This window comes from Alicyclobacillus acidocaldarius subsp. acidocaldarius Tc-4-1, assembly GCF_000219875.1.
GTDB classification, from domain to species: Bacteria; Bacillota; Bacilli; order Alicyclobacillales; family Alicyclobacillaceae; genus Alicyclobacillus; species Alicyclobacillus acidocaldarius_A.
Window position 1 is genome coordinate 1926739 of sequence record NC_017167.1, and the last position, 22944, is coordinate 1949682.

The window sequence follows — 22944 nt, forward strand, 5'->3', positions numbered from 1 at the left end:
GACGAGCGGGCTGCCGAGTGATTCGGCAGCCCGCTTTTTTCACGCCCCTTCGATGGCGCCCCGTACCTTCTTCGCGTCCGCCAAGCGCCACGGATGGCTGTACACGTTGAAGGACCGGCCGCGGACAAAGCCGATGGCGGTGATGTTCAACTCCTCGGCGAGATCGACGGCGAGGAGCGTCGGCGCGCCTCGGGCGATCACGACCCCTACGCCGATCTTGGCGACTTTGAGCAGCACCTCAGACGAGATCCGGCCGCTGAACGCCACGGCTGTGCCCGACAGGCGCTCGCCCGCCCGCAGGCAGTGTCCGTAGATCTTGTCCAGCGCATTGTGGCGACCGATGTCCGCCCTGGCCAAGACGAGCTGCCCATCTCGAACCAGCGCCGCCACGTGCACGCCCCCTGTTTCCTCGAACAACCCGGACGACGCGTCGAGGAGATCCATCGCCCGAAAGACGTCGTCCGCCGAGATCGTCACCGGATCCTCGACCGGCCGCGCGGTCAGAGCGTCGCTCTGAAAATAAAAGCTCTGACGCCCCTTCCCGCAGCAAGACCCGATGTACCGTTTGTTGTAAAGGGCCGGGGAAAGCACAGCGCCGGACTTCGTCTGCACGCGAGCCGTTCCCGTCCACAGGCTCACCTGAATCGACTCGACATCGTCCACGCCGCGAATGACCCCTTCCGACGCGAGAAAGCCATACACTAGATCCTCCACGTAGGTCGGCGTGCACACGAGCGTCGCAAACTCCTCGCCGTTGACGAACAGCGTGAGCGCGAATTCCGTCGCGATCACGTCCTCCTCCTCGCGGTACTGACCGGAACGATACCGGAGCACGAAGCGCCTCTGCGTCTCCGCTCCCCCAAAGCGCGACACGCCATTCACACCTCAGGCCCCCTGTCCTTGTGCGCCGACTCGCCCGGCTCGGCGAGCCCGCTGCCCATGCCCTTCAGAAAGGCGAACAACATGGCGAGCGAGCGGCCGACGTCCGGATCGCGCAGCGCCCTAAGGACATCATACACCCCCATTCTCGCGTTTGCCTCGCCCTCGGCGGCGCGCTCGAGGCCTCTGGCCACCGCGTGAAACACGCGCTCCATGTCTTCGGGCCGGACGACGCTCAAGAACTGCACGATGCCAATCAAGTTCTTGAGCCCGTCCGTCACCCCTTTGCGCGAAATCGCATGAACGACCACGCGCAGCACGTCGTCTCCCTGCTCGACCAAAGCCCGCACGATAGGGATGAGCCCCTTCTCTTCGCACGCTTGGAGCAGCCTGAGCCCGTCCACAATGCCGTCCGCACTTTGAATCATTGCCTCTTCCACGCGCGCCTGCGCCTCGCGCCGCTCGTCCCGCGGCTCGCGCACAATCTCCCGAATCGGTTGCGCCATGGTCTCACCCCCTCGCCTTTTCCTTCGCCGCCTCGGTCACCGGCACGTAACCGCGCCGCAACCACTTCCGCTCGACGCCGACGCCAGGCTGAGGATTCGGCCTGTGCATCCGGAAGTTGAACCTCGTCATGGGACTCTCGCCGCGCGGCCGAATGACTTCCATCCGCACCTGAAGTTCCTTGTACGCTGGCGTGTGCGTGGTCTCATCCGACTCGCTCGACGTGAGGATGTTGATGGCCTCGTCGTCGTTCGAAGTGTTCATCGGCAAGTACATCTGTTTGCCCTTGACGCGATCCGTCACCACGACCGGCACCTTCAACTCCCCATACGGTGAAATGAGGCGCACGAGAGCCCCCGTCTCAATGCCACGCTCCTTGGCGAGCTCGGGCGACACCTCGAGATACGTCGTCGGCACCTTTTCCTTGAGGCCGTGCACGCGATACGTCAGATTCCCCTCGTGGAAGTGCTCAAGCATGCGGCCGTTGTTCAGGTGGAGATCGTACTCCGGTTCAAACGCGGTCGGCTCAATCCACTTGGCGGGCACAAGTCGCGCCTTCCCATTCGGAAACGGAAAACCGTTCGTGTAGAGCAGCGGCGTATCGGTCCCGTCAGGATGGACCGGCCACTGCAAGCTTCGATAGCCCTCCAGCCGGTCCCATCGGACTCCTTGCATCAGCACCGCCAAGCTCGCCATCTCCTCGAGGATTTCGGATGGATGAGTGTACATCCAGTTGGCGCCGAGGCGATTGGCGAGATCGCGCAGGATGATCCAGTCTGGCCGGGAATCCCCGAGCGGTTCGAACACCTGGTACAGGCGCTGGATGCGCCGCTCCGTGTTCGTGAAGGTGCCCTCCTTCTCGAGGCTCGGGCTTGCGGCGAGCACCACGTCCGCATACTCGGCCGTCTTGCTGAAGAACACGTCGATCACGACGAGCAAATCCAGCTTCGCGAACGCCTCGCGGACGTAATGCGAGTTCGAGTCCACGAGTGCCATCTCTTCGCCCTGAATGATGAGCGCCCGCAGTTTGCCCTCGTGGATGGCGTCCACCATCTCGTGGTTGTCAAGCCCCTTGCTCGTCGGGAGCTCCACGCCCCAGGCGGTCTCGTACTTTGCGCGCACGGCCGGATCGTCGACGCGCTCGTAGCCCGGCATGTACACGGGGCTGCAACCCATGTCGCCCGCGCCCTGGACGTTGTTGTGACCTCGGAGCGGATAGGCCCCGGTGCCTGGCCGCCCGACGTTGCCCGTCACGAGCAGGAGATTGCAAATGGCGGTACTGGTCTCGCTGCCCCCCTTGTGCTGTGTCACCCCCATCGCCCAGCAGATGCAGGTCGACTTCGCCTCGTGGATCATCCGGGCGATCTGAATCACAGTGTCGTGCGGAACGCCCGTCATGCGCTCGGCGTACTCGAGCGTATACGGTTCGAGCGAGCGGACGAAATCTTCAAAACCGTCGACGTGATGGCGCACGAAGTCGGCGTCGTGCCATCCCTGATCGATGATGTACTTCGTCACAGCCGAGATGAGCACCAAATCGGTTCCGGGATTCGGCCGTACGAACAGGTCAGCGCGATGCGCGAGATCGTGTTCACGCAGGTCGATCACGATGTGCTTTTGGCCGTACTTCTTCTTGGCTCGCCGCATGCGGGTCGAAAAGACGGGATGGGATTCGGCCGGGTTGGCGCCGACGATGATCAGCAGATCGGCCATGGCGAGATCGTGCAGCGAGCCGGTGTCGCCGCCGTAGCCCATGGTCCGGCGCAGCCCCTCGGTGGCGGGAGACTGGCAGTAGCGCGAGCAGTTGTCGATGTTGTTCGTGTGGAGCACAGCGCGCGCGAGTTTTTGCATCAGATAGTTTTCCTCGTTGGTACACTTCGACGACGAGATTAAGGCCACGGCGTCGTCGCCATACTGCTGGCGAATTTCAGTCACGCGCTTCGCGATGAAGTCCAAGGCCTCGTCCCAGGACACCTCGTGAAACGCGTCGCCCTTGCGGATGAGGGGCTTCGTGAGGCGGTCTGGGCTGTTCACGAAATCCCAACCGAACTTTCCCTTGACGCAGGTGGAGATCTGGTTGGTCGGCGCCTCCATCTGCGGCTCGACCTTCAGAATGTCTCGGTCCTTCGTCCAGATGTCGAACGAGCAGCCCACACCGCAGTACGTGCACACCGTCTTCGTCCGCTTGATCCGGGAGTTGCGCATGTGGCTCTCGACTTCCGAGATGGCGAAAATGGCGCGGTAACCTGGTTCGACCGCCTTCGTCACGTCAATCATCCGCTGCAAAGGCTCCGGTTCAATGCCCGTGAGAAAGCCGGCCTTGCCGAGCATCGACTTTTCCATGAGCGCGTTGCACGGGCAGACGGTCACGCAGTGGCCGCACGAGACGCACGACGACTCGTTGATGGGCACGTCGTTGTCCCAGATGACGCGCGGAATCTCGCGGTCCCAGTCGATGGAGAGCACTTCACTGACCTGCAGGTTCTGACACGCCTCGACGCATCGACCACAAAGGATGCACTGACTTGGATCGTACCTGTAGAACGGGTGGGACATGTCGACTTCGTACGGTTTCTCGCGGAACGGGTACGACTGGTGGTCGATGTCCATTGCCATGGTGGTGTTGTGCACCACGCAGTTGCCATTGTTGTTGTCGCACACCGTGCAGTAGAGGTCGTGATTTTTCAGGATGCGATCCATCGCCTCCTTGCGCGCGTACCGCGCGGCCACGGATTTGGTGCGGACCGACATGCCATCGGCGACCGGGGTCGCGCACGCCCGGACGAGATCGCCATTCACCTCCACCATGCACGTGTCGCAGGTCTCGATGGGGCCAAGCGCAGGATGATAACAGATGTGGGGAAAGTCTAGGCCGGCCGCCAACATCGCCTGCAGGATGGTCTCCCCCTCGGTCGCCGTCAGGGGCGATCCGTCCAGCGTGAAGGTTCGCTTTACATCAACGCTCATCTCGATCCCTCCTGCACTCGGGTGGTCACACGTCGTCCATTAGAATGCCCAATGGGTTGGCAACCGTTCAGTTCCACGCGGGCGGCTGCCGCAGACTTTCCACCACCACCTTCCAGTTCGTTTCCGGGCGATCGCAGCGAAAGCCCCGACAGACGAAGTACTGCGGGGTTCCATCTCCGGCCATGGGGTACATGGACGCGTCGCCGCGCGCGTCACTCGTCAGCCAGACCGCCTCCGGCAGCTCCATAGCCCCGAGTTCCCTGGCCCGCCGCGCCGCTTCCTCCCGTGGCGCCGCGATGACGATTTCCGTGGATCCCACTTCGCTCATCATGGCCGCGGTCACGAGCCACAGGCAGTCCATGGGCGCCGACCTGATGTCCCCGCCAAACGCTCGCAAGAGTGCATCCAGCCGATCCGCGTATTCGGCGTCGCCGGTCAGCGCGTGCAACATCCAGAGGTTGTGTGCCGACTGACTGTTGGCGGACGGCATCGCGCCGTCATACACGGGCTTCGGCACCGCGATGAGCGACTCCGCGTCTCGGCCGTAAAACGTGTACCCGCCCTGAGCCTTGTCCCAAAAGAGGGCATCCTGCACCGCCTGCCAATGCCTTGCGCGATCCAGATACGCGCGGTCGAGCGTCGCGCGATAGAGCTCCAGATACGCGGCGACGAGATAGGCGTGATCGTCCGCATAGGCGAAGATCCCGGCTTCGCCGTCCCGATACCGCGCGAGGAGCCTGCCGTCATCAGGGCGCACCAGGATGCGCTCGATGGCAGCCACCACCTCCGTGGCCCGGTTCACCCACGCCATTTCTCCAAACGCAAGGCCAGCGCGCGCAAGTCCATACGCCATGAGCGCATTCCAGGCGGTCAAGCACTTGTCGTCAATGGCCGGGCGTTCGCGCCCGTCCCGAACCGCGCGCAGCTTCGCGTTGAGGTCGTCGAGCTTCTGCCAGAGTTCTTCTTCGGTCATGCCGCGAGAAGCCGCAAACGCCGCCGGGTCCTGATCGATGTAGTTCGGCACGTTCGCGCCCTCGAAGTTGCCGGCTTCCGTGATGTCGTAGAAGGCGTTGAACAGTTCTCCATCTTCAGGACCGAGTGCCGCGATCACGTCCTCCGGCCGCCAGAGGTAAAAGCGGCCCTCTCCGCCCGCCGAATCCGCGTCTACCGCGCTGTAGTAAAGGCCCTCGGGTGATTGCATCTCGCGATCGAAAAACGCGACGGTCTGCCGGACGAAGCGCAGGAACGCCGGATCTTTGGCGTGGACGTAGGCGTCCGCATACGCGGCGAGTGCGAGCGCGTTATCGTAGAGCATCTTTTCAAAGTGCGGCACGCGCCAGAACGGGTCCGTGCTGTAGCGCGCCATGCCGCCACCGACGTGATCGACAATGCCGCCCCGCTGAATGGCGCGAAGCGTGGACAACGCCATGGCTGCCGCGCGCTCGTTCGGGCGCAGCCGCGCGTAGCGCAGCAAAAATTGCACGCGGTGGAACGTGGGAAATTTCGGTGCCGGGCCGAATCCACCGTACTCGTGGTCAAACGCCGCTTCGAGCGCCTGGTACGCCTGGTCCGCGGCATCCCGGCCGCGCGCCTCACCCGCTTGTCCCTCGAACAGGGGCTGCATGCGCTCCGCCATGGATCGGCTCGCCCGTTCCAGACGCGCGCGATCCGTCTGCCACAGCCTGGCGATCTCCTGCAGGATCTGAATCAGCCCTGGCGGCCCGTATCGCGGCGTCTTGGGAAAGTAAGTTCCTGCAAAAAACGGGTACCCGTCGGGCGTCATGATGATGGTCAGCGGCCATCCGCCCTCGCCCTGTAGCGCTTGGCAATAGGTCATGTAGATGTGATCGATGTCCGGGCGCTCCTCGCGGTCGACTTTGATGGCGACGTAGTGCTCATTGAGGATGGCTGCCACCTTTTCATCCTCGAAGGATTCGTGGGCCATCACGTGACACCAATGGCAGGTCGAAGGGAACTCCTTGGGCCCCCGAAGGGGCTACGAATAGCCGATGGACAAAAACACGGGCTTCGACTCGCGCTTGGCTCGTTGAAAGGCTTCTGGACACCAGGGGTACCAGTCGACGGGCTGATGGGCGTGTTGGAGCAGATAAGGCGACTTTTCGTGGATCAATCGGTTTGTGTGCCTCGCGGGTCCTTCGTGAGCCACGCCGCGCACATCCTTTCTGGATTCGTTTTCCTTCATTCTACCGCAATTCGACCGAGGAAGATACGGAAAACGACGACGATTGGATCCGTGTGAGCAGCGTACGCACGTGGCGGCTTCGTTTGAGCTCTAACTCGCAGACATCATCTCTCGGTTGAACCTTTAGATACATCTCGTTTGACATCGGTACCTTCGTTACCATAAATACTCTAATGTTCTTCCTCATGTAATTCTTTATTATTTCGCATCGTGAGCCCAAAAATTATGTTGAGGAGGTGATCAGGGTGGGTTCTGAGTCAAACAACATCCAGTCTAACCAAGGGGATTCGAAGTCCAAACAAAGTTCTACATCCCCTCGGCCCGCATGGAAGAAAAAGAGATTTCTTTTTCCGGCTGCCGTCATCGCAATCGTGATCATCGCATCCGCAGCATCACATGGTAGCCATCAGACAACAGCCACATCTTCGGCCGGTGGTTCCGCTTCGACCACGACATCGGCTTCTCATACGAGCTCTTCTGATGCGAGCAGCACCTCTGCGACCAACTCCTCATCCTCTTCCACGAAATACAAGCTCGTCCAATAGCGGATCAGACTCCAACGCCTACAAAGTAGGCCAGACGTTCGAGGATGGTTCGCTGCAAATTACTGTGAACAGCGTGAAGATGACAAAAACAGTAGGGGATGTCGCGGACGGACTTGGGGATACGGCCAATGATGTCTTTTACGTGGTGAATGTCACGGTAAAGAACAATGGAACTTCCCCAACGACGATTGACGATTCGATGTTTACCCTTCAAGCGAATGGATCCACCTATGACGCCGACACCAATGCGGACGTGGATGATAACACAGACGCCAACAACGACATGTTCTTAAACCAACTGAACCCAGGCGTCTCCATGTCGGGCAACGTCGTATTCGACGTGCCTCCAAACCTGACCAAGAACGTGGACATGGTGATCCAAGGCGGAATGCTGGGTCTCGCGCAAGCCACGGTTCAGTTGACCTAATTCCTACGGAATGCTCGTATCTTCCTGAAAAACGCCGCTCCTACGCAGAGCGGCGTTCTCTTGTACACGGTCCTCGTACTCGCCACAAACGCTCACTCGGAGACGAGCCCGGGCCGCGCGGGGGCACTCGTCGTCTAGGACTTCGCCCGCGCCAAAAGCGTGACGGTCAAAAGGACACAACCCATGCCAAGTAGCGCTGCCCAGGTCAGGGGCTGATGCAGCACGGTCACAGCGAGCGCAGTCGCCGCCAACGGCTCGCCGCTCGCAACGAGGCTCGCGTCCGCCGGGGTGATGTCGCGAAGGCTCGCCAAATACAAATAGAACGGGACGAGCGTGCCGAACAACACGACAAAGCCGACGAGAAACCACCCGCCAAACGGCAGCGCAGGTATTCCGTTGTGAGGCAGGCCGATGGCCACCATGGCGGAACCGCCAATAAGCATCCCCCAGGCCGTGACTACGAGCGGGCCGAAAGTGGCAAGGAGCGGCACTGGATACAACGTGTAGACGGCTACAGCGACGGCCGACAAAAGCCCCCAGCTCACGCAGGCATCGGAGACCGCGAGCCGCCCAAGATGGCCGTCCGTGACCAAGAGAAAGCAACCTGACATGGCAAGCGCCGCGCAGATGACTTCCAGATACGAAGGAAGTCGACGAGATCGCGCGGCCCCATACGCGACAATGACGAGAGGGGCCATGTATTGGAGAACGGTGGCGGTTGCCGCATTTCCCGTGCGAATGGCGGCAAAGTAGGTGTACTGGACGCCGAGGAGTCCGGCGAGGCCAAAGATCGTCAACCGGAACGCGGACGCCCGGGATCGCCATGGCGCGCAAACCGCGGCCGGACTCGCGGTCCAACAGGCGGCAGCGAGGAGCAGCACTCCGGATACGACCATTCGAACGGCGACGAGCCACGCCGGATCGACGTGATAGGCGTGGAACAAAACCTGTGCCGCTGTTCCGGAGACGCCCCACAATACGGAGCCGAGCAGCGCGAGCGAAATGCCTCGCCAACGGCGGAATCGATCCGTCTGTGCGACGGATCGCACGAGTTGTGCGATAGACAGGGTGTCGAACACGAATCTTCATCCTCTCTCCACTGTTCGGGATGGCCGATGGAGACTCGCGCGCCTCATCCGTGGTGAAACATGCGGGTCGATGACCGAGCATACATCAGCCATCCCCGCCCTCAAACCACGTGTACGCCTGGGGCTGATCCAACCACAAGACTGGGACGGTACAGTGGAGGCTCAAAGCCTCGGCAATGCGCCGCATGCCCGGCGACTCGCTCGCCTGGTGGCCGAGCCACAGCACGGCACGGGAGAGCCCCATCGCCGCCGCGTCCCGCGCGTACTCCATGGCCTCCCACTCCGGCCCCTCGCCGGCCAAGACCACATCGGCACCCGTCTCTTGGAACACGTGGGCGACGAGATCCCCCGTGCCTCGGTAGCCAGGCAAAAGCGCGGCGCGGCGCACCACATCAGCGCGTCCGGAGATGCGCACGCGCGGCAGGCCGAGGCGAGCGCACACCTCTCGCACCACGTCGTCCAGCCGGTGGCCTTCTGGCCATACGATGACGGGCACGTCGCACGGCGCCGCAAGCCGAAGTCGCACGTCCGCCGCCCATCCGAGCGCCTCCGCGAGCCCTTCGGCGATCCAGTCGGGCGCCGTGCGATGCGGCCGATCGTGCAGGCGATACACCGCGACGCCGAGATCGAGCAAGCGCCGCTTCTTCTGCGAAGCGACGGCGTCATTGGCGGGCGCATCGCCTTGGTGGCGAAAGAAGGCGCCCTCGTGGCTGAGCAGAAGATCAATCCCATTCGCCCGCGCCGCCTCCACGGCGGACACGGATGCGACAAACGTCACGCCGACGGCGCGCACAGGCGTCTCCGCATCCCCGCACACAAGGCCGTCGACGGAGATGGCCCGGTCGTCGCAAGGCATCATCGATTCAAGCACCGCGATCACGTCTCGCACGCGCATGGAAACGCCCCCAGCGCAGGCCGCCATGGCCAGCGGTTCTCTCAGATGCTATGATAGATTGCAAACGAGCTTGGATGCCACTAGGGGAGCGAAAGCTGAGACGGGGGACACCCCGAACCCTTTGAACCTGACCTGGGTAATGCCAGCGTAGGAAAGTGGCGCATGGGACCCCTCCCGTGTTCCCCTTATGGCCTCCGGCAGAGGAGGCGTTTTCCATGTCCTTTTCCGCATCGCTCATTGCCATGTCCAATCCCATTCTCGACGCCATTGTGCGCCATCCGTTCGTGCGAGGAATCGCCGAAGGGAACCTCCCAAAAGAAGCGGCCATTCGCTACGTCAGCCAGGACGAGCCGTATCTGGAGACCTATCTGCGCGTCTTCGCGCATGCCGCGGCGCTCGCGCCAAGGCACGAAGACGTGGCCGACTTCCACGGGCGCATGACGCTTCTCCTCGGCGGTGAGACCGAGGCCCATGACAACCTGCTCAGTTACGCGGGGGCGACGGCGCAGGACGTGGAGAGCTGGCCGAAGCTGCCCACCCTGCACCACTACGAGAGCCACCTCCTGGCCTCGGCGGCGCGCGGCGACTTCGCGGAACTCGTGGCGGCCATCCTGCCGTGCCATCACGTGTACGTCGAGATCGGCCAGCGGCTCGAACCCATCCTCGAGGAGCGGCCAGATCACCCCTTCGCGGCCTGGATCCGCTTCTACGCCGATCCCGGCATGCAGGGCGCGACGCACCGCCTGTTCGCGATGATCGATCGCGAGGCCGCCCACTTCTCGCCCGAGCGGGCTCGCCGGGTCGAGGCGGCGTTCGTCGCGAGCTGCCACCTCGAGTACCGGTTCTTCGACATGGCGTACCGCGGCGAGTCGTGGCTTCCCAAGGAGGCGGTGCAGGATGTTTCGACGCCCTGACGGCCACGTGGCGCGCATGCTGACCATCGCCGGATCCGACTCGGGCGGCGGCGCAGGCATCCAGGCGGACCTGAAGACGGCCCACCAGTTCGACGTGTACGGCATGAGCGTGCTCACCGCCGTCACCGCGCAGAACACTGTCGGTGTGCAGGCCGTGCATCCGCTGCCCGTGGACATCGTGCGCGCGCAGCTCGAGTCCGTGCGCGACGATTTGGGCTTTGACGCCATCAAGACTGGCATGCTAGGTACTCGAGCCGCTATTGTCGCCGTCGCGGAAATCCTCGCCGGCGTCGACTGCCCCATCGTCGTGGACCCGGTGATGATCGCGAAAGGCGGCGAGGCGCTGCTCCATCCGGACGATGTCGCTGCCGTGATCGAGCGCATGTTGCCGCTCGCGTTTGTCGCGACGCCCAACGCGCCGGAGGCAGAGCGACTGACCGGCATCCCCATCCGCTCACTCGCGGACGCGGCACGGGCGGCGGAGGCGCTCGGCCGCCTCGGCGCGCAGTATGCCGTGGTCAAAGGCGGACATCTCGAAGGCGCGGGCCATCTCGCCATCGACGTGGTGTTCCACGACGGCACCTGGACGTTTTTCGCCGCCCCCCGCGTCCCAAGCCACAAGACCCACGGCACCGGCTGTACATTTTCGTCCGCCATCGCCGCCAGCTTGGCGCGCGGCGCTCGGCCGCTCGAGGCCATCGCCGCGGCGAAATCGTACATCTCGCGCGCCATCGCGGCGGCCGCGGACTGGGACGTCGGCCGCGGGCATGGGCCGACGGATCACAGCCAATCCCCCGTCTGGCCGGAGCGGATGGAGGCCGGGCGGATGTACGTGTTCGATGGCCACCAGTTTGCCGAGACCGCTCCTCCACTCTGAGATTTGGCTCAGCCGAAGGGAGATTTGCACATGCAGATGGGACAATGGCTCCAGCGCGTGCGCGAGGAGCGCCCGCTCGTCCACAACATCACGAATTTGGTCGTGACGAACGTCGCGGCGAACACGCTACTCGCGCTCGGCGCCTCACCCGTCATGGCGCACGCGCACGAGGAGGTCGCGGACATGGTCGCCGTCGCCCGCGCGCTCGCGCTCAACCTGGGCACGCTCGACCCGTACGTCGTGACGAGCATGGATCTCGCGAGCGAAGCTGCGAACCGCCGCGGCGTGCCGATTGTGCTCGATCCCGTCGGGGCCGGCGCCACGCCGTACCGGACCCACGCGGCGATGCGGCTCCTCGAGGCGCGGAACATCCAGGTTCTGCGCGGAAATCAGGGCGAGATCGGCGTCATCACGGGCGCGGGCGGCGAGGTGGCGGGCGTCGACGCCAAATCTGCCGGGACCGGACTGGTCGACGCCATGATGCGGTTCGCGCGCGATCGCGGCCTCGTCGTCGCGGCGACGGGGGAGCGCGATCTCGTCACCGACGGCGAGGTGGTGTACGAGCTCGAGAACGGCCATCCGTGGGAAGCAGCCATCACCGGATCCGGGTGCTCGCTGACGGCCGTGATCGGCGCGTTTGTGGCCGTCTCGGATGGGACGAAGGGCGGGCTCCTCGAGGCGACCGTCGCCGCCATCACGTGTTTCAACGTGGCGGCCGAGATGGCAGCCGAGGGCGCGAGCGGACCGGGGAGCTTCCAGGTTCGGCTGCTCGATGCGCTGCACGCCATCACCCCAGGCGACGTCGACGCCCGGGCGCGCATTCGGAAAGGATGAGTGGGATGACAAGGCGGGACTGGACGGACAAGCTCCGCGTGTATCTCGTGACGGACGACCGCCCGGACCACGGCGAGGTCGCGACCATCGTAGAGCAGGCGCTCGCGGGCGGCGTGACTTGCGTGCAGTTGCGGCGCAAACAGGAGGACGGCGGGCCCATGCTCAAGCTCGCCCTTCGCCTGCGGGAGCTCGCGTCCGCCCACGGCGCGCTCTTCATCGTGAACGATCGGCTCGACATCGCCCTTTTGTCGGGCGCGGACGGGGTGCACGTGGGACAGACGGACCTCCCTGCCTCCCTCGTGAAATCTCGCTTTCCCGAACTCGTCGTCGGCGTTTCTGCGCGATCCGTCGGGGAAGCGGTGCAGGCCGAACAGGACGGCGCCGATTACCTCGGCGTCGGATCCGTGTATCCCACGGCGACCAAAGGCGACGCCGTCCTCACGGGCCTGGATGTGCTCGCCGCCTGCAAGGGCGCCGTCCGCATTCCCATCGTCGGCATCGGCGGCATCACCGTCGAGCGGGCGCCGGAGGTCATGGCTGCAGGCGCAGACGGCGTCGCGGTCGTATCGGCCATCATGTCGGCGCCCGACCCGAAAGCTGCGGCTGCGGCGTTCGTGGGACGAACATTCATGAATAGCTGACAAATCTCGTGAACAAGGAACGGCTGAGCCTGGCTGTGTAAACCGCCATGCCCGATTGGGCACAAGACGCAGATGAAAATTGCGAGCCTCCGTTTTCTCATCGAATCATTGCGTCGTCAGCCCCCCTTCCTGGCTCTTCGTTCCAGATGGAAGCGGACGCGCTGCAAAGTCAATCCAAGCAGCGGCACACCTACCACCGTGAACAAGAGGTAGGATGGTCCCACGTGTTCGATGAAATATGTCATCTGAGCGACATTGCGATAAAAATACAATCCGCCCACAAACATCGCCGTTCCGGTAGGTAACACCGCCCAGCGGTAGTCACGCGTCTTACAAAGGTCCTGAATTCCCGTGCACATCGCCAAATGGATGATGGTTATCTTTGAGATGATAGTCATCAAGACGGCAATTCCGTAGATCGTATCTAATCGTTCGATGAAGCGCCCGATGCGTACGACGCGAATCAACTCCAACACGGGATACTGCAGATAACGCACCGTGAATCCGAACACGCCAACGGTCAGGAGGAGCACGATGAGAATCAACACGGTGGATATGGAAGCCGCGATCACGATGTCGATGGGAAGCTTCTCGGGCGATCTCAAATTAGGAACAAATTGGATTGCAAGTGAAAATTCCAACCCATAGACGAACATCGGGACGATCGACGCCTTCCATACAGGCAGCCAGCCACTCGAAAAAACAGGATAAAACTGATGAACATCGCACAAAGTTAAGGGTAAGAGAATAAGGAGCGGGAGCACCACAACGGCGAGAGGAACAACAAATTCGTTTGCGCGTGCGAAGGACTCAATGCCTACATAGGCAATGTAAACGACGCTGGCGCAGCCGATAACTGCCACAGCAGTTTCCGATGTATAGGGCAACGAAGCGACGGTCACAAAAAGTGTAAACTCCCTCGCCACCACTGTCCCGACCAGAAAAACAACCGAAACATACCATATAACGAATGCATTACCTATCACAGGCCCCGCCATGGCGAGGAACGCCCCGGTTGCTCGCAAGCTTGGGAACTTCCGAACGTGAACGTGAGCAATACCCGCCGAGATCAGGCCTCCAACAAACAATGAAGGAACGGCCATCCACGCATCCGTCACGGTGAACTCCGTGATCACGGAAGGAATGACAAGAACTCCGGTCCCCCATGGTCAACCATATGAGAAGCAAGATGAGTTGATATCGAGATATCTGTTCTTTTCTCATGGCTCACAACCCAAATAACCATTTGGTGGCCGTCCCAAACACGAGTTCTAACGGATAGAGGGGTTGAAAGTCTGGCCACCACTGAAACAACAGCGCCAAATATGCGATCACGACAAAGCATACGCTCAAAAACCAAACGAGGATTGGTCCCCAAGCGGGTCTCTTTACCACATAATCTTCCCCTTCACCCCGGCGATCGAGTCGAAAGTCCAGAGTGGACAATGTGAGGATGAATGACATAGGACACGTCGCATGTCTTCCACCAGGACGGATCTTTGCGCTCCAATATGCGAAATAACTGGGGTGCCGTTCGATACAGCGGCATTCGCCACAGATTGACGTCAGCGGAGCGCATACGCATGATGCACTGATGGATGTCACGCTGAATGTCGCGTGCCGCTTGATCTTCAAGGATCTCAAACGTCGTTCGGTCAGGAACATGTCCTGGACTCATCGCCTCAATGTATCCATTCCCCCACCACTTGATAATGACGCACAGCTTGTTTTTATGATACCTAAAACCCAATGATGTATGCGTATGCACCCATCTAATACAAACTTGTCCTGATTCACCGCGCAATGAATCTTGAAATACGACTCTTTGAACCAAATTGCGCGTATCTCCTAGCAACCAAAGTGCTCCATTGTCTCGAGGAGGGCATATGGACCACCACGCGATGCCTCCCTGAGGATCCACAAATGCGAGACCTGCAACCCAATTGGCCGCCTGTGGATCAAGCCACGGTAAATGGGCAACTCCGTATGGAGCATTCCAGGCGCGCAACAGGCGGAATTGTTCCGCCCGAAAAGCGTCCGTGCATGCTCCCCACTTTTGAATCGCCTGCCGGATCGTGATGGCGAGCGGCGTCTCGCTTCGGTTGGAAATGGCCCAAATTTGGTCGGCATCTCCCCGAACTGCGACCATCATTTCATTCAGGCGTAATTCGCGATTTCGTTCTAGTTCGTCCAAAACAGATGCAAATCTATTGGAGATCACCTTGTCGCTCAACACGACCAACGTGTTGTGCGACAGATAAACGCGCTTGTCCATCTTCTTTTGAATATTTTCCAGAGCGGACGCCATGCTCAATCCTTCTCCGGTGACCAACATGTCCTGATTTTGATGCGCAGACGTGTCATCTGATGCGGACTCTCTGGACCCCATAATGTCGCATGTCACACGCAGGTGGTGATTAGGGGTTTCGTCCATCGACATTCCAACGACCACAGCGAGGTCTTCCACTTCGCTGTAATCGCCGCAGCTCGTCACCATGCATGTAACTGCCATCACCAATGTCACCAGCCGGTAACGCTTCACGGCCGAATCTGCCTCCGTCCGCGTGCTCGCTTTGGGTCCACAGGTTCAAATTCCTCAGGTCGACGGCCCATATCCCACCAAGGAGCACGCACCAGGGCATCTTTCCAATCCGTCAAAATGGTTGGCCCAACGGGTGCAAGATAGGGAACGCCAAAGGAACGAATGGACGCGAGGTGAACAATCAACAAAATCCCCAGAATTGCGACACCATAAAGTCCAAATAGGCCTGCACATAAGACAAACAAAAATTGTAACAACCGTGTCGCCTGCACCATCCCCAAGGCTGGCGCGGTAAAGGAGGCGATACCGGTGGCGGCAACAATAATGATCATGCCCGCGGACACGATCCCGGCGCGCACTGCAGCCTCACCGATGACCAGGGTGCCCACAATACTCACAGACTGCCCCACGGCTCTAGGCAATCTCGTTCCCGCCTCCCTCAGTGCCTCGAACGCAAACATCATGAAAAGCGCTTCAAAGACCGTCGGAAAAGGGATCCCGGTGCGCTGAGAACTGATCGTTTGAACGAGCGGCGTGGGGACCAAATCCTGATTATAAGTCAACAACGAGACATACACGGCCGGAAGTAGCACCGATGACCAAAACATGATGTGGCGCAAGAGACGTAGAGGCAAGGCGAGCGTGTAATGCATGTAGTAGTCTTCTGGAGACGTGATGAATTGCGCGAATGTCGCGGGGAGCACCATACACGTGGGGTTGCCGTCCACTACAATCGCGACTCTTCCCTGCAGCAGCCCCGACACCACGCGTTCGGGTCGCTCCGTTTCCTCGATGGTTGGAAATATCGTCCTTGGTGCATCCGTAATCCACTCCCTGACCACATTCATGTCGACCACACCATCAATGCACACCTTAGATAATCGCGAGGACACCTCTTGAACGAGTTGAGGCTTCGTAATACCTTCCACATATAAGAGGGAAACCGTCGTTTTCGTTCGCTCACCGATTGTGAAATCGAGGATCCTGAGGTCCGGTGAGCGTAATCTCTTCCGCAATAAGGCGATATTCAGAACGCGGTTCTCCACGAACGCCTCTTGCGGCCCCTGTAACGTCGGTTCTTTTTCCGCTCGATCAACCTGGCGACCTGGCAAGGACTCGACGTCCCAGATGAAAGCTGTTCCGAGTCCGTCTTGAAAGAGAACCGCTTTCCCTCCCAGCACAGCTGTGACCACGTCATCTCGCTTCTCAGTTGCGTTCATCGACATCCATAGTGCCTGCAGCCCCAAGTGCTTCAAGGATGATATGGACTTCTTTGACACTTCTTCCAAGCGCAAAATCGAGAGTCCCATTTGAATACGCTCTGCAGCCACAAGACCGTCGATCCACACAACGAAGGCGAGGGATCCGTTCCATTCAAACGGCATTCTCTTGAGATCAGGAGCGGAGGCTAAACAAGCCTGGAGCATCAACCAGTTGTCTTCGACCCGCTTCGATAGAAGCCCATCTGCTCTGCCTGTCATCCTGCATCACCAGCGTACCTGGAATGCGATTCTCCCGTAGCGTTCACCAAACTCGATTTCCCTATGCGTCTAGACGAGTGGGCACCCTGTAATCCTCGCAACCTCGGCATCCCACGCAACAAGGTCGCTATGATCCAAGGCGTGAACCGAAGGCTTACCGAGCGCTCGCAAGCCGACGCCTATCTCGTCGGCACACGCCTGAAGAAACTTTGCCAACGACTCTGCCCCGGTGCGGACATCAAACTTCGTCGAAATCTCAGCATTGGCCCACGCGATCTGAGTCGGAGGTTCGAACGGCAGTGTGCGCGCGAGTTGAGTATGCACGACTGCAAATAGTGCAGCTGTCCCCATGTAAACCGCCGAAGCGCCCAAACAGAGCGCTTTCATAATGTCCCCCGGTGTTCGAATCCCGCCCGAGACAATGAGGTCCACCCTATCCTGGTACCCTTGCGCGCGCAGAAATCGAGCAGCACGACAAAGGGCGGAGAGTGTGGGAATCCCAAAATCGTCAACAAGCACCGCAGGAGACGCATGGGTCCCTCCCTGTGCCCCATCGACCACAATCACATCTGCGCCAGCTTTCACCGCCCACTCAATGTCTTGCTCAATGTAGTGACTCGCTGAAATCTTAACCGCAATGGGGACTCCCCCGCTTATCCTCCTTAATTTTCTGATTAGAGACTGAAATGCGCGTATTCGCTCGACTTCGGGATGGCCGGCCGGTATATAGGCCACGTCCGACGCATCGGTCAGCCCCAAGTCTCTGAGGGTAGTTCGATCCAGACCTTTCGCGGAGACAAACGTCCCAGAACCGACATTCGCTCCTTGTCCGAAGCGAATTTCAATCATATGTGCTCGTTGGAAAACCGATTCGCCCCCGCGCCATGGCGCGCGATGGTACTGAACCACCAATTTGTCTGCCCAGTGTGTCCATTCCGCTATGACGGGGCCTTGCCCCGCATTGCATGCCGTTCCGGCTTTGGCCGTACCAAGCGCAATCGCTTGGACAATGGGCTTTCGTAAAGCAACACCATACCCCATGGCACTTACAAGGATGGGCATCGACAATTGCAGCGGCCGCTTACAGTGTCGACCGATAGTGACCTGAAGATCCACTGGATCCGTCAACTCAAGAGGACGACGGCGAAGAGGGCCCGGCGTGAGAAGCAGCCCGTCAAAATGCGGGAAAGGGCGCCCTGTCCCAATCGGCTTTTCCAACGCTCTGCCGCTCTGCGCGCGCAACTCATTTTCCAACGTCCATTGTAGACCGAATTTTTAAGCGCCGTGTAACCCTCTAACAGGTTGCTCGTATAAGGATCTCGAAATACAATTTCTGTGAATCTGCGCACGGCCAGCCTGAAGAAAATCCGTAATAGCCACGGAGATAACAATAGCAGCAGAAGGAAAACGACGCTCAGCTCGACCCCAATGACGATGCATACATTTTGGAGAAACTCTACCTTGCTCCCCATACCTTCCTCCTGAACCAGATGAAACGCACCATCACGTGTGGTCTCTCGCGATATGTCGCCTCCCCCCATAGTCTCGACATCGAAACCTAGTCCTACACGTCATACCTACTCGCCGAACACTCCGTTCGTGAGGACACTGGACCCTACTTCTCGCTGAATGCTCCACAACTCGCTGTAGACGCCGCCTCGATGAACGAGCTCGCGATGCGTACCGCGCTCGACGACGCGTCCTTCGTGTAATACGAAGATCTGATCCATGTATTCCATGCCCGTCAGCCGGTGGGTGACCCAGACTACGGTCTTGTCCCGCAGCGCGGTAAAAAACGCTTCCATGAACGAGCGTTCCGTTTCGACGTCGAGCGAAGACGTCGGTTCGTCACAGAGTACGACCTCGGCCCCAGAGAGCACGGCCCGTGCGAGGGAAAGTCGCTGACGCTCACCGCCCGAGAGCGAGTACCCGCGATCATGCAGCACCGTGTCGAGCCCCTTCGGCAGCCGCGAAACGAGATCCTCGAGCTGCGCGATGGAGAGGGAGGCCATGAGTTCCTCGTCCGTAGCATCAGGCCTCGCGAGCAAGAGATTCTGGCGAAGTGTCGTGTGAAAGATGTATGTATCCTGTGGCACGGCTGTGACGAGACGTCGAAGCTCAGCCTCCGCCCAGCCAACGAGTGGATGGCCGAACCATCGCACCTCGCCCTCATCGGGGGCGACGAGACCTAGCACCACGTGGAGCAACGTCGATTTACCGGCCCCGCTGTCCCCAACGATGGCAACCCGATGACCACGGGGGACCTCGATGTCGACGTCCCTCAGCGCCCACACGCCTCCCCGGCGGCAGGAAAGGCCGCGCGTCGAGAACGCCGTATGGGTGGAAGCGAGAGCGACTGGCAAGGTGGCCGACGCCCCTTCGCTCTCCGCTTGTGGACCGACCTCCCCGCTCGACACCGGCGCGAGATCGGCCATCTTCCCAACCGACCGGCTCACCTCAAAAACATCCGCGAATGCTGGTCCCACAGCGGTCCAAGGTTCCATGGCCGCCATGACCATCAGTGTCACGGCTGCTATCATCGTGCCAGGCAAGTGCGCCATGAGATGCAATTCGATGGCCTCGGCGAGAACGACCGCCACAGTCGCCGTGGCGCCCACATACAACGTTCCATCGAGGATCGCGCGCACGGCGTCGAGGTGAGCAGTCAGCCGCTCCTCCTCCTCTTCCCAACTGTCCAGGCGCGCGAGCATCTCGTCAATCTCGCCATGCGCGAGTAGCTCCTCGATCCCACGGACGAGATCGTCCATCCCGGCTTCGCGCCTCTGGCGAATGGCGAACCTCGAGCTATGCCAGCGATTCGAGATCAACAAGGCCAGTAACGGTGCCCCGATTCCTGCCACGAGAACGCCGAGCGCGAATGTCACCGCGAGGCTCACATCCACCCGTGCGAGCCATGCACCCACCAGCGCGCTCGAAGCAAGGCCGCTCCCGAGTGGCAAAAGAAGCCTCAGAAGCCCGTTCTGCACTTGTTCCATGTCCGTCAGGATGAGATCCAGGGTCGACACGGTGCGACGGCCAATCAAGAAATCCGGATGGCGCTCTAGATGCGAAAATACGAGTGCGCGCAGGCGTGCCGTCAGACGAAGGACGGTGTCGTGCGAAATCAGGCGCTCGAGATAACGAAACGCCGCCCGACTGGTGCCGAAAAACCGCACGCCCACAATGGGCACCCACAGCATCAGAATCGTCGGCGGTTTGAGCGCCGCGGCGGAAATCAGGTAGCCCGCCGTCGCCATCATCGCCGCGGCGGCCACGAACGTGGCGGAGGAAAGCCCAGCGCTACCCGCTACACGGCCGACGACTGGACGCACAAATCCCCACAGCCAGCTCATGCGTCTCATCAGGCAAGCACCTCCTCGCCACGGTAACGGCTCACCATAGCGTGAAAATAGCCATGCGCACGCAGAAGTTCCTCCGGTCTGCCCTCTTCGACGAGCCGACCGCCTTCGAGGACGAGGACGCGATTGGCCGCGAGTGCCACGCTCAGTCGATGCGCGACAACGATGGAAGTCCGCTGCCGTAACCAAGGAATCAGATGCCTCTCAAGCGCGCGCTCGGTGGCGAGATCGAGCGATCTCGTCGGCTCATCGAGCAGCGCCACGGCCGGCCTTCGAAGGACCAAGCGCGCCAGCGCCAGCCGCTGCCTCTCGCCGCCCGAAAGCTGCACCCGCTCGCCGTCGAGCTCCGTATCCATGCCGCCAGGCAACCGCTCGACGACCTCGTCAAGCCCCGACATCCAAAGCGCCTCCCGAATCTCCTCGTCGGTTCGCGGCTCTTTCCACGTGACGTTATCGCGCAGCGTCGCGTGGAACCACGTTGGCTCCTGCGCGACGAGGCCCAGGTGACCGCGAAACACGCCGAGATCGATCTCGTCGAGCGGCACGCCGCCGACCAGCACCTCACCTGACTCCGGCCGGATGAAGCCGAGCAGCACGGCGAGAAGCGTGCTCTTGCCCGCGCCGCTCGGCCCGACGACGGCGACCAGCTCGCGCGGGCCAATCCGGAACGAGACGTCCTGAAGCGCGGGCTTCGCGGCGCCGGGGTAGCGGACCGTGACGTGACGAAACTCGATGGTGACGCCCTGCGGGCTCAAAAGCGGCGTCCGGCCTCCGTCGCGTAGCGGCATGGCAGGTATCGGCGTCTCGAGCACCTCCCGGTGCTGCTCAAGCATCGCCACGCCGTCCCGCGCCGCGTGATATTGGGCACCCGCCGTGCGAATCGGCAGGTAATATTCCGGCGCGAGCAGGAGCAGCACGAGCGCCGCGGCGAAGTCCATGCGGCCGTTCAGCAGGCGGATGCCGAGCGAGACGGCCACGAGGCCGATGCTCACCATGGTGAAAAGCTCCGTCACGAGCGAGGACAGAAAGGCGAGCCGGAGTACCTTCATCGTCGTCCGCCGGTAATCGTCGGCCACGCGCTCGATGATCTCCACCTGCGCCCGGCTGCGCCCAAACACCTTCAGCGTCCAGAGCCCGCGCACCACGTCGAGGAAGTGGCCCCCGAGGCGTTCGAGGGCCTCAAACCGCCTGTCGGTGGCTTTCTGCGCTGCCTGCCCCACGAGGACAAGCAGCAGCACCATGAAGGGCACCGTCGCCGCAAGAATGACGGCCGTCAACCGATCCTCAACCGCAGCAAACGCGAGGATGGCGATTGGCACCGCCGCGGACGCAGCCGCTTGCGGAAGATAGCTCGCGAGATACGCGTCCATTCCGTCGATCCCGTCCGTGAGCCACGTCCGCCACGCTCCGGCCGGATGGCGGCGAACCTCCACCGGCCCAAGCGCAGCCATCTGCTCGACCATCTCGCGCCGAATGCGCCGTTTGACGTGCGAGGCGAAGCGCTGGGACAGCCACTTGGCGGCTGCCATCAGGACCGCCCTCGCCGCAATGACGGCGAAAAAGGCGATGAGCGCGGCGAACCACGCATGTGCCCCCTCCGCACGCGGGAATACGGAACTCACAGCCCGCGACAGGTACCACGCCTGCGGCAGGACCAAGAGCCCGGCGAGCGCGGATGCGGCGGATGCGAGCAGGAACATACGTCGTTCCTGGCGCGTCGCGACAGGCAGGTGACGAGTGACGGAACGCACCGGCTTCACCTTCGTTCCTTAGTATTCGAGCGGGTGATCGCTCGACAGACGCTTCCGGAACACCCAGTAACTCCATCCCTGGTACAGGAGAACGAACGGCACCACCGTCAACGCGACGATGGTCATCACCTTCAGCGAATACGGATTCGATGCCGTGTTGTAAATCGTCAGGCTCCACGCCGGATTCAGCGAGCTGACCATCACCCGTGGGAACAAGTCCATGAAGACCGTGATGGTCGAAAGAACGATGGTCAGCCCCGTCATGAAGAACGCCCAACCGTCCCGCTTCGCGCGAATGAAGAACTGGACCGAGAACAGCGCCAAACCGGCCAGGACAGGCACGACACCCGGGTCAATGCCCCGGCGCGTAAACATATCCGTTTCGAGATAGCTCAGCACGACGAACAGGAAGGTGAGCGCCGTCGCCCAGGCACCAATTGCCGTGGCGGCCGCGCGAGCTCGCTCCTGCAGCACGCCGGACGTTCTGAGCGAGATGAAGAGCGCCCCGTGCAGGATGAAGAGAAGCGTCATGCTCACCCCGCCCACGACGGAGTACAGGCTGATGAGATCCCAGAACGATCCGACGTAATTCTTGTTCTGATCAATCGGCACGCCGTGCATCATGTTGGCAAGGGCAATGCCCCACAGGAGTGGTGGCAACAGGCTGCCGCCGAAGATGACCCAGTCCCAGAACGTCCGCCAAACCGGATGTTCCACCTTGCTCCGAAACTCGAAGGCGACACCTCGCCCGATGAGCGCCACCAGCAGCAGAAAGAGCGCCATGTAAAATCCGCTGAACAGCGTGGCATACCAGCCGGGAAAGGCGGCGAACATCGCCCCGCCCGCCGTGATGAACCACACCTCGTTGGCATCCCAGAACGGCCCGATGGTGTTGATGAGCAGCCTGCGTTCCTTATCCGTCTTGCCGAGAAACGGGACCAGGATGCCCACCCCGTAGTCGAAGCCCTCGAGGAAGAAGAAACCGATGAACAACACGGCGATGATCGCAAACCAGAACGATTCAAGCGTCATCTCGC

At 61.1% G+C, this 22944-nt stretch carries 17 protein-coding genes, 1 pseudogene and 1 riboswitch; of the genes and pseudogenes, 5 read left to right on the forward strand and 13 right to left on the reverse strand.

The window, feature by feature from the left end:
- Nucleotides 1-39: 39 nt before the first annotated feature.
- From fdhD to TC41_RS09325, 4 genes and pseudogenes are all read right to left on the reverse strand, one after another.
- Nucleotides 40-882, reverse strand: coding sequence for a formate dehydrogenase accessory sulfurtransferase FdhD (gene fdhD, locus TC41_RS09310; protein ID WP_014464782.1), 843 nt, complete (start codon nucleotides 880-882; stop codon nucleotides 40-42).
- Entirely contained in the window at nucleotides 879-1385 is a 507-nt protein-coding gene (locus tag TC41_RS09315; RefSeq protein ID WP_014464783.1) for a DUF1641 domain-containing protein, read from the reverse strand. Before TC41_RS09315 ends, fdhD begins: the two co-directional genes overlap by 4 nt.
- Before the next feature lie 4 nt (nucleotides 1386-1389).
- Entirely contained in the window at nucleotides 1390-4350 is a 2961-nt protein-coding gene (fdhF, locus tag TC41_RS09320) for a formate dehydrogenase subunit alpha (protein ID WP_014464784.1), read from the reverse strand.
- A 67-nt stretch (nucleotides 4351-4417) separates the two neighbouring features.
- Nucleotides 4418-6553 (reverse strand): annotated as a pseudogene (locus TC41_RS09325) (thioredoxin domain-containing protein).
- Between the two features lie 480 nt (nucleotides 6554-7033).
- Between TC41_RS09325 and TC41_RS15895 the strand changes: the two are divergent.
- Nucleotides 7034-7525, forward strand: coding sequence for a DUF4352 domain-containing protein (locus tag TC41_RS15895; RefSeq protein WP_148260169.1), 492 nt, complete (start codon nucleotides 7034-7036; stop codon nucleotides 7523-7525).
- 134 nt (nucleotides 7526-7659) lie between these two features.
- Here the strand turns inward: TC41_RS15895 and TC41_RS09340 are convergent, their stop codons facing one another.
- Both TC41_RS09340 and TC41_RS09345 read right to left on the reverse strand, forming a co-directional pair.
- On the reverse strand, nucleotides 7660-8604 hold the full coding sequence (locus TC41_RS09340) for an EamA family transporter (protein WP_014464789.1): 945 nt from the start codon (nucleotides 8602-8604) through the stop codon (nucleotides 7660-7662).
- 94 nt (nucleotides 8605-8698) lie between these two features.
- Complete coding sequence (locus TC41_RS09345; protein WP_148260170.1) at nucleotides 8699-9508, reverse strand: Nif3-like dinuclear metal center hexameric protein; 810 nt, start codon at nucleotides 9506-9508, stop codon at nucleotides 8699-8701.
- Nucleotides 9509-9580: 72 nt separating this feature from the next.
- A riboswitch (TPP riboswitch) is annotated at nucleotides 9581-9679 on the forward strand.
- Between the two features lie 44 nt (nucleotides 9680-9723).
- Between TC41_RS09345 and tenA the strand changes: the two genes are divergently transcribed.
- The 4 genes from tenA to thiE are packed head-to-tail and all read left to right on the forward strand — an operon-like array spanning nucleotide 9724 to nucleotide 12774.
- A complete protein-coding gene (gene tenA, locus TC41_RS09350; protein WP_014464791.1) occupies nucleotides 9724-10422 on the forward strand; it encodes a thiaminase II in 699 nt (232 codons plus the stop codon).
- Nucleotides 10406-11299, forward strand: coding sequence for a bifunctional hydroxymethylpyrimidine kinase/phosphomethylpyrimidine kinase (gene thiD / locus TC41_RS09355; protein WP_014464792.1), 894 nt, complete (start codon nucleotides 10406-10408; stop codon nucleotides 11297-11299). Before tenA ends, thiD begins: the two co-directional genes overlap by 17 nt.
- Before the next feature lie 30 nt (nucleotides 11300-11329).
- Entirely contained in the window at nucleotides 11330-12133 is an 804-nt protein-coding gene (gene thiM / locus TC41_RS09360; RefSeq protein WP_014464793.1) for a hydroxyethylthiazole kinase, read from the forward strand.
- Between the two features lie 5 nt (nucleotides 12134-12138).
- A complete protein-coding gene (thiE, locus tag TC41_RS09365; protein ID WP_014464794.1) occupies nucleotides 12139-12774 on the forward strand; it encodes a thiamine phosphate synthase in 636 nt (211 codons plus the stop codon).
- Between the two features lie 116 nt (nucleotides 12775-12890).
- Here thiE and TC41_RS09370 read toward each other — a convergent pair whose 3' ends face one another.
- The 7 genes from TC41_RS09370 to cydB all read right to left on the reverse strand — a co-directional run bounded on the left by TC41_RS09370 (nucleotide 12891) and on the right by cydB (nucleotide 22939).
- Entirely contained in the window at nucleotides 12891-13910 is a 1020-nt protein-coding gene (locus tag TC41_RS09370; protein WP_014464795.1) for a GerAB/ArcD/ProY family transporter, read from the reverse strand.
- Nucleotides 13911-14182: 272 nt separating this feature from the next.
- Nucleotides 14183-15316, reverse strand: a complete 1134-nt coding sequence (locus TC41_RS09375) for a Ger(x)C family spore germination protein (RefSeq protein WP_041695278.1) — start codon at nucleotides 15314-15316, stop codon at nucleotides 14183-14185.
- The gene (locus tag TC41_RS09380) at nucleotides 15313-16743 is read right to left on the reverse strand and encodes a spore germination protein (protein ID WP_445595383.1); all 1431 of its coding nucleotides are present in this window, start codon (nucleotides 16741-16743) and stop codon (nucleotides 15313-15315) included. Before TC41_RS09380 ends, TC41_RS09375 begins: the two co-directional genes overlap by 4 nt.
- Nucleotides 16744-16866: 123 nt before the next feature.
- Nucleotides 16867-18015 (reverse strand): FMN-binding glutamate synthase family protein, encoded by a 1149-nt coding sequence (locus TC41_RS09385; protein ID WP_158306737.1) that lies wholly within the window; start codon nucleotides 18013-18015, stop codon nucleotides 16867-16869.
- A 359-nt stretch (nucleotides 18016-18374) separates the two neighbouring features.
- On the reverse strand, nucleotides 18375-20159 hold the full coding sequence (cydC, locus tag TC41_RS09390; RefSeq protein WP_041695280.1) for a thiol reductant ABC exporter subunit CydC: 1785 nt from the start codon (nucleotides 20157-20159) through the stop codon (nucleotides 18375-18377).
- The gene (cydD, locus tag TC41_RS09395; RefSeq protein ID WP_014464801.1) at nucleotides 20159-21916 is read right to left on the reverse strand and encodes a thiol reductant ABC exporter subunit CydD; all 1758 of its coding nucleotides are present in this window, start codon (nucleotides 21914-21916) and stop codon (nucleotides 20159-20161) included. The genes cydC and cydD overlap by 1 nt, the downstream gene beginning before the upstream one ends.
- A gap of 9 nt (nucleotides 21917-21925) precedes the next feature.
- Nucleotides 21926-22939 carry a cytochrome d ubiquinol oxidase subunit II gene (gene cydB / locus TC41_RS09400; RefSeq protein WP_041695281.1) on the reverse strand — a complete coding sequence of 338 codons (1014 nt, stop codon included), beginning with the start codon at nucleotides 22937-22939 and terminating at the stop codon, nucleotides 21926-21928.
- Nucleotides 22940-22944: the final 5 nt, after the last annotated feature.

Bases quoted from the DNA above. Each gene is read 5' to 3' on its own strand.
- cydC (WP_041695280.1), bottom strand. From the start codon at position 20,159: ATGAGACGCATGAGCTGGCTGTGGGGATTTGTGCGTCCAGTCGTCGGC.
- TC41_RS09380 (WP_445595383.1), bottom strand. From the start codon at position 16,743: ATGCTCCAGGCTTGTTTAGCCTCCGCTCCTGATCTCAAGAGAATGCCG.
- TC41_RS15895 (WP_148260169.1), top strand. From the start codon at position 7,034: ATGCGAGCAGCACCTCTGCGACCAACTCCTCATCCTCTTCCACGAAAT.
- cydB (WP_041695281.1), bottom strand. From the start codon at position 22,939: ATGACGCTTGAATCGTTCTGGTTTGCGATCATCGCCGTGTTGTTCATC.
- TC41_RS09315 (WP_014464783.1), bottom strand. From the start codon at position 1,385: ATGGCGCAACCGATTCGGGAGATTGTGCGCGAGCCGCGGGACGAGCGG.
- thiD (WP_014464792.1), top strand. From the start codon at position 10,406: ATGTTTCGACGCCCTGACGGCCACGTGGCGCGCATGCTGACCATCGCC.
- fdhF (WP_014464784.1), bottom strand. From the start codon at position 4,350: ATGAGCGTTGATGTAAAGCGAACCTTCACGCTGGACGGATCGCCCCTG.
- TC41_RS09345 (WP_148260170.1), bottom strand. From the start codon at position 9,508: ATGCGCGTGCGAGACGTGATCGCGGTGCTTGAATCGATGATGCCTTGC.
- thiM (WP_014464793.1), top strand. From the start codon at position 11,330: ATGCAGATGGGACAATGGCTCCAGCGCGTGCGCGAGGAGCGCCCGCTC.
- thiE (WP_014464794.1), top strand. From the start codon at position 12,139: ATGACAAGGCGGGACTGGACGGACAAGCTCCGCGTGTATCTCGTGACG.
- tenA (WP_014464791.1), top strand. From the start codon at position 9,724: ATGTCCTTTTCCGCATCGCTCATTGCCATGTCCAATCCCATTCTCGAC.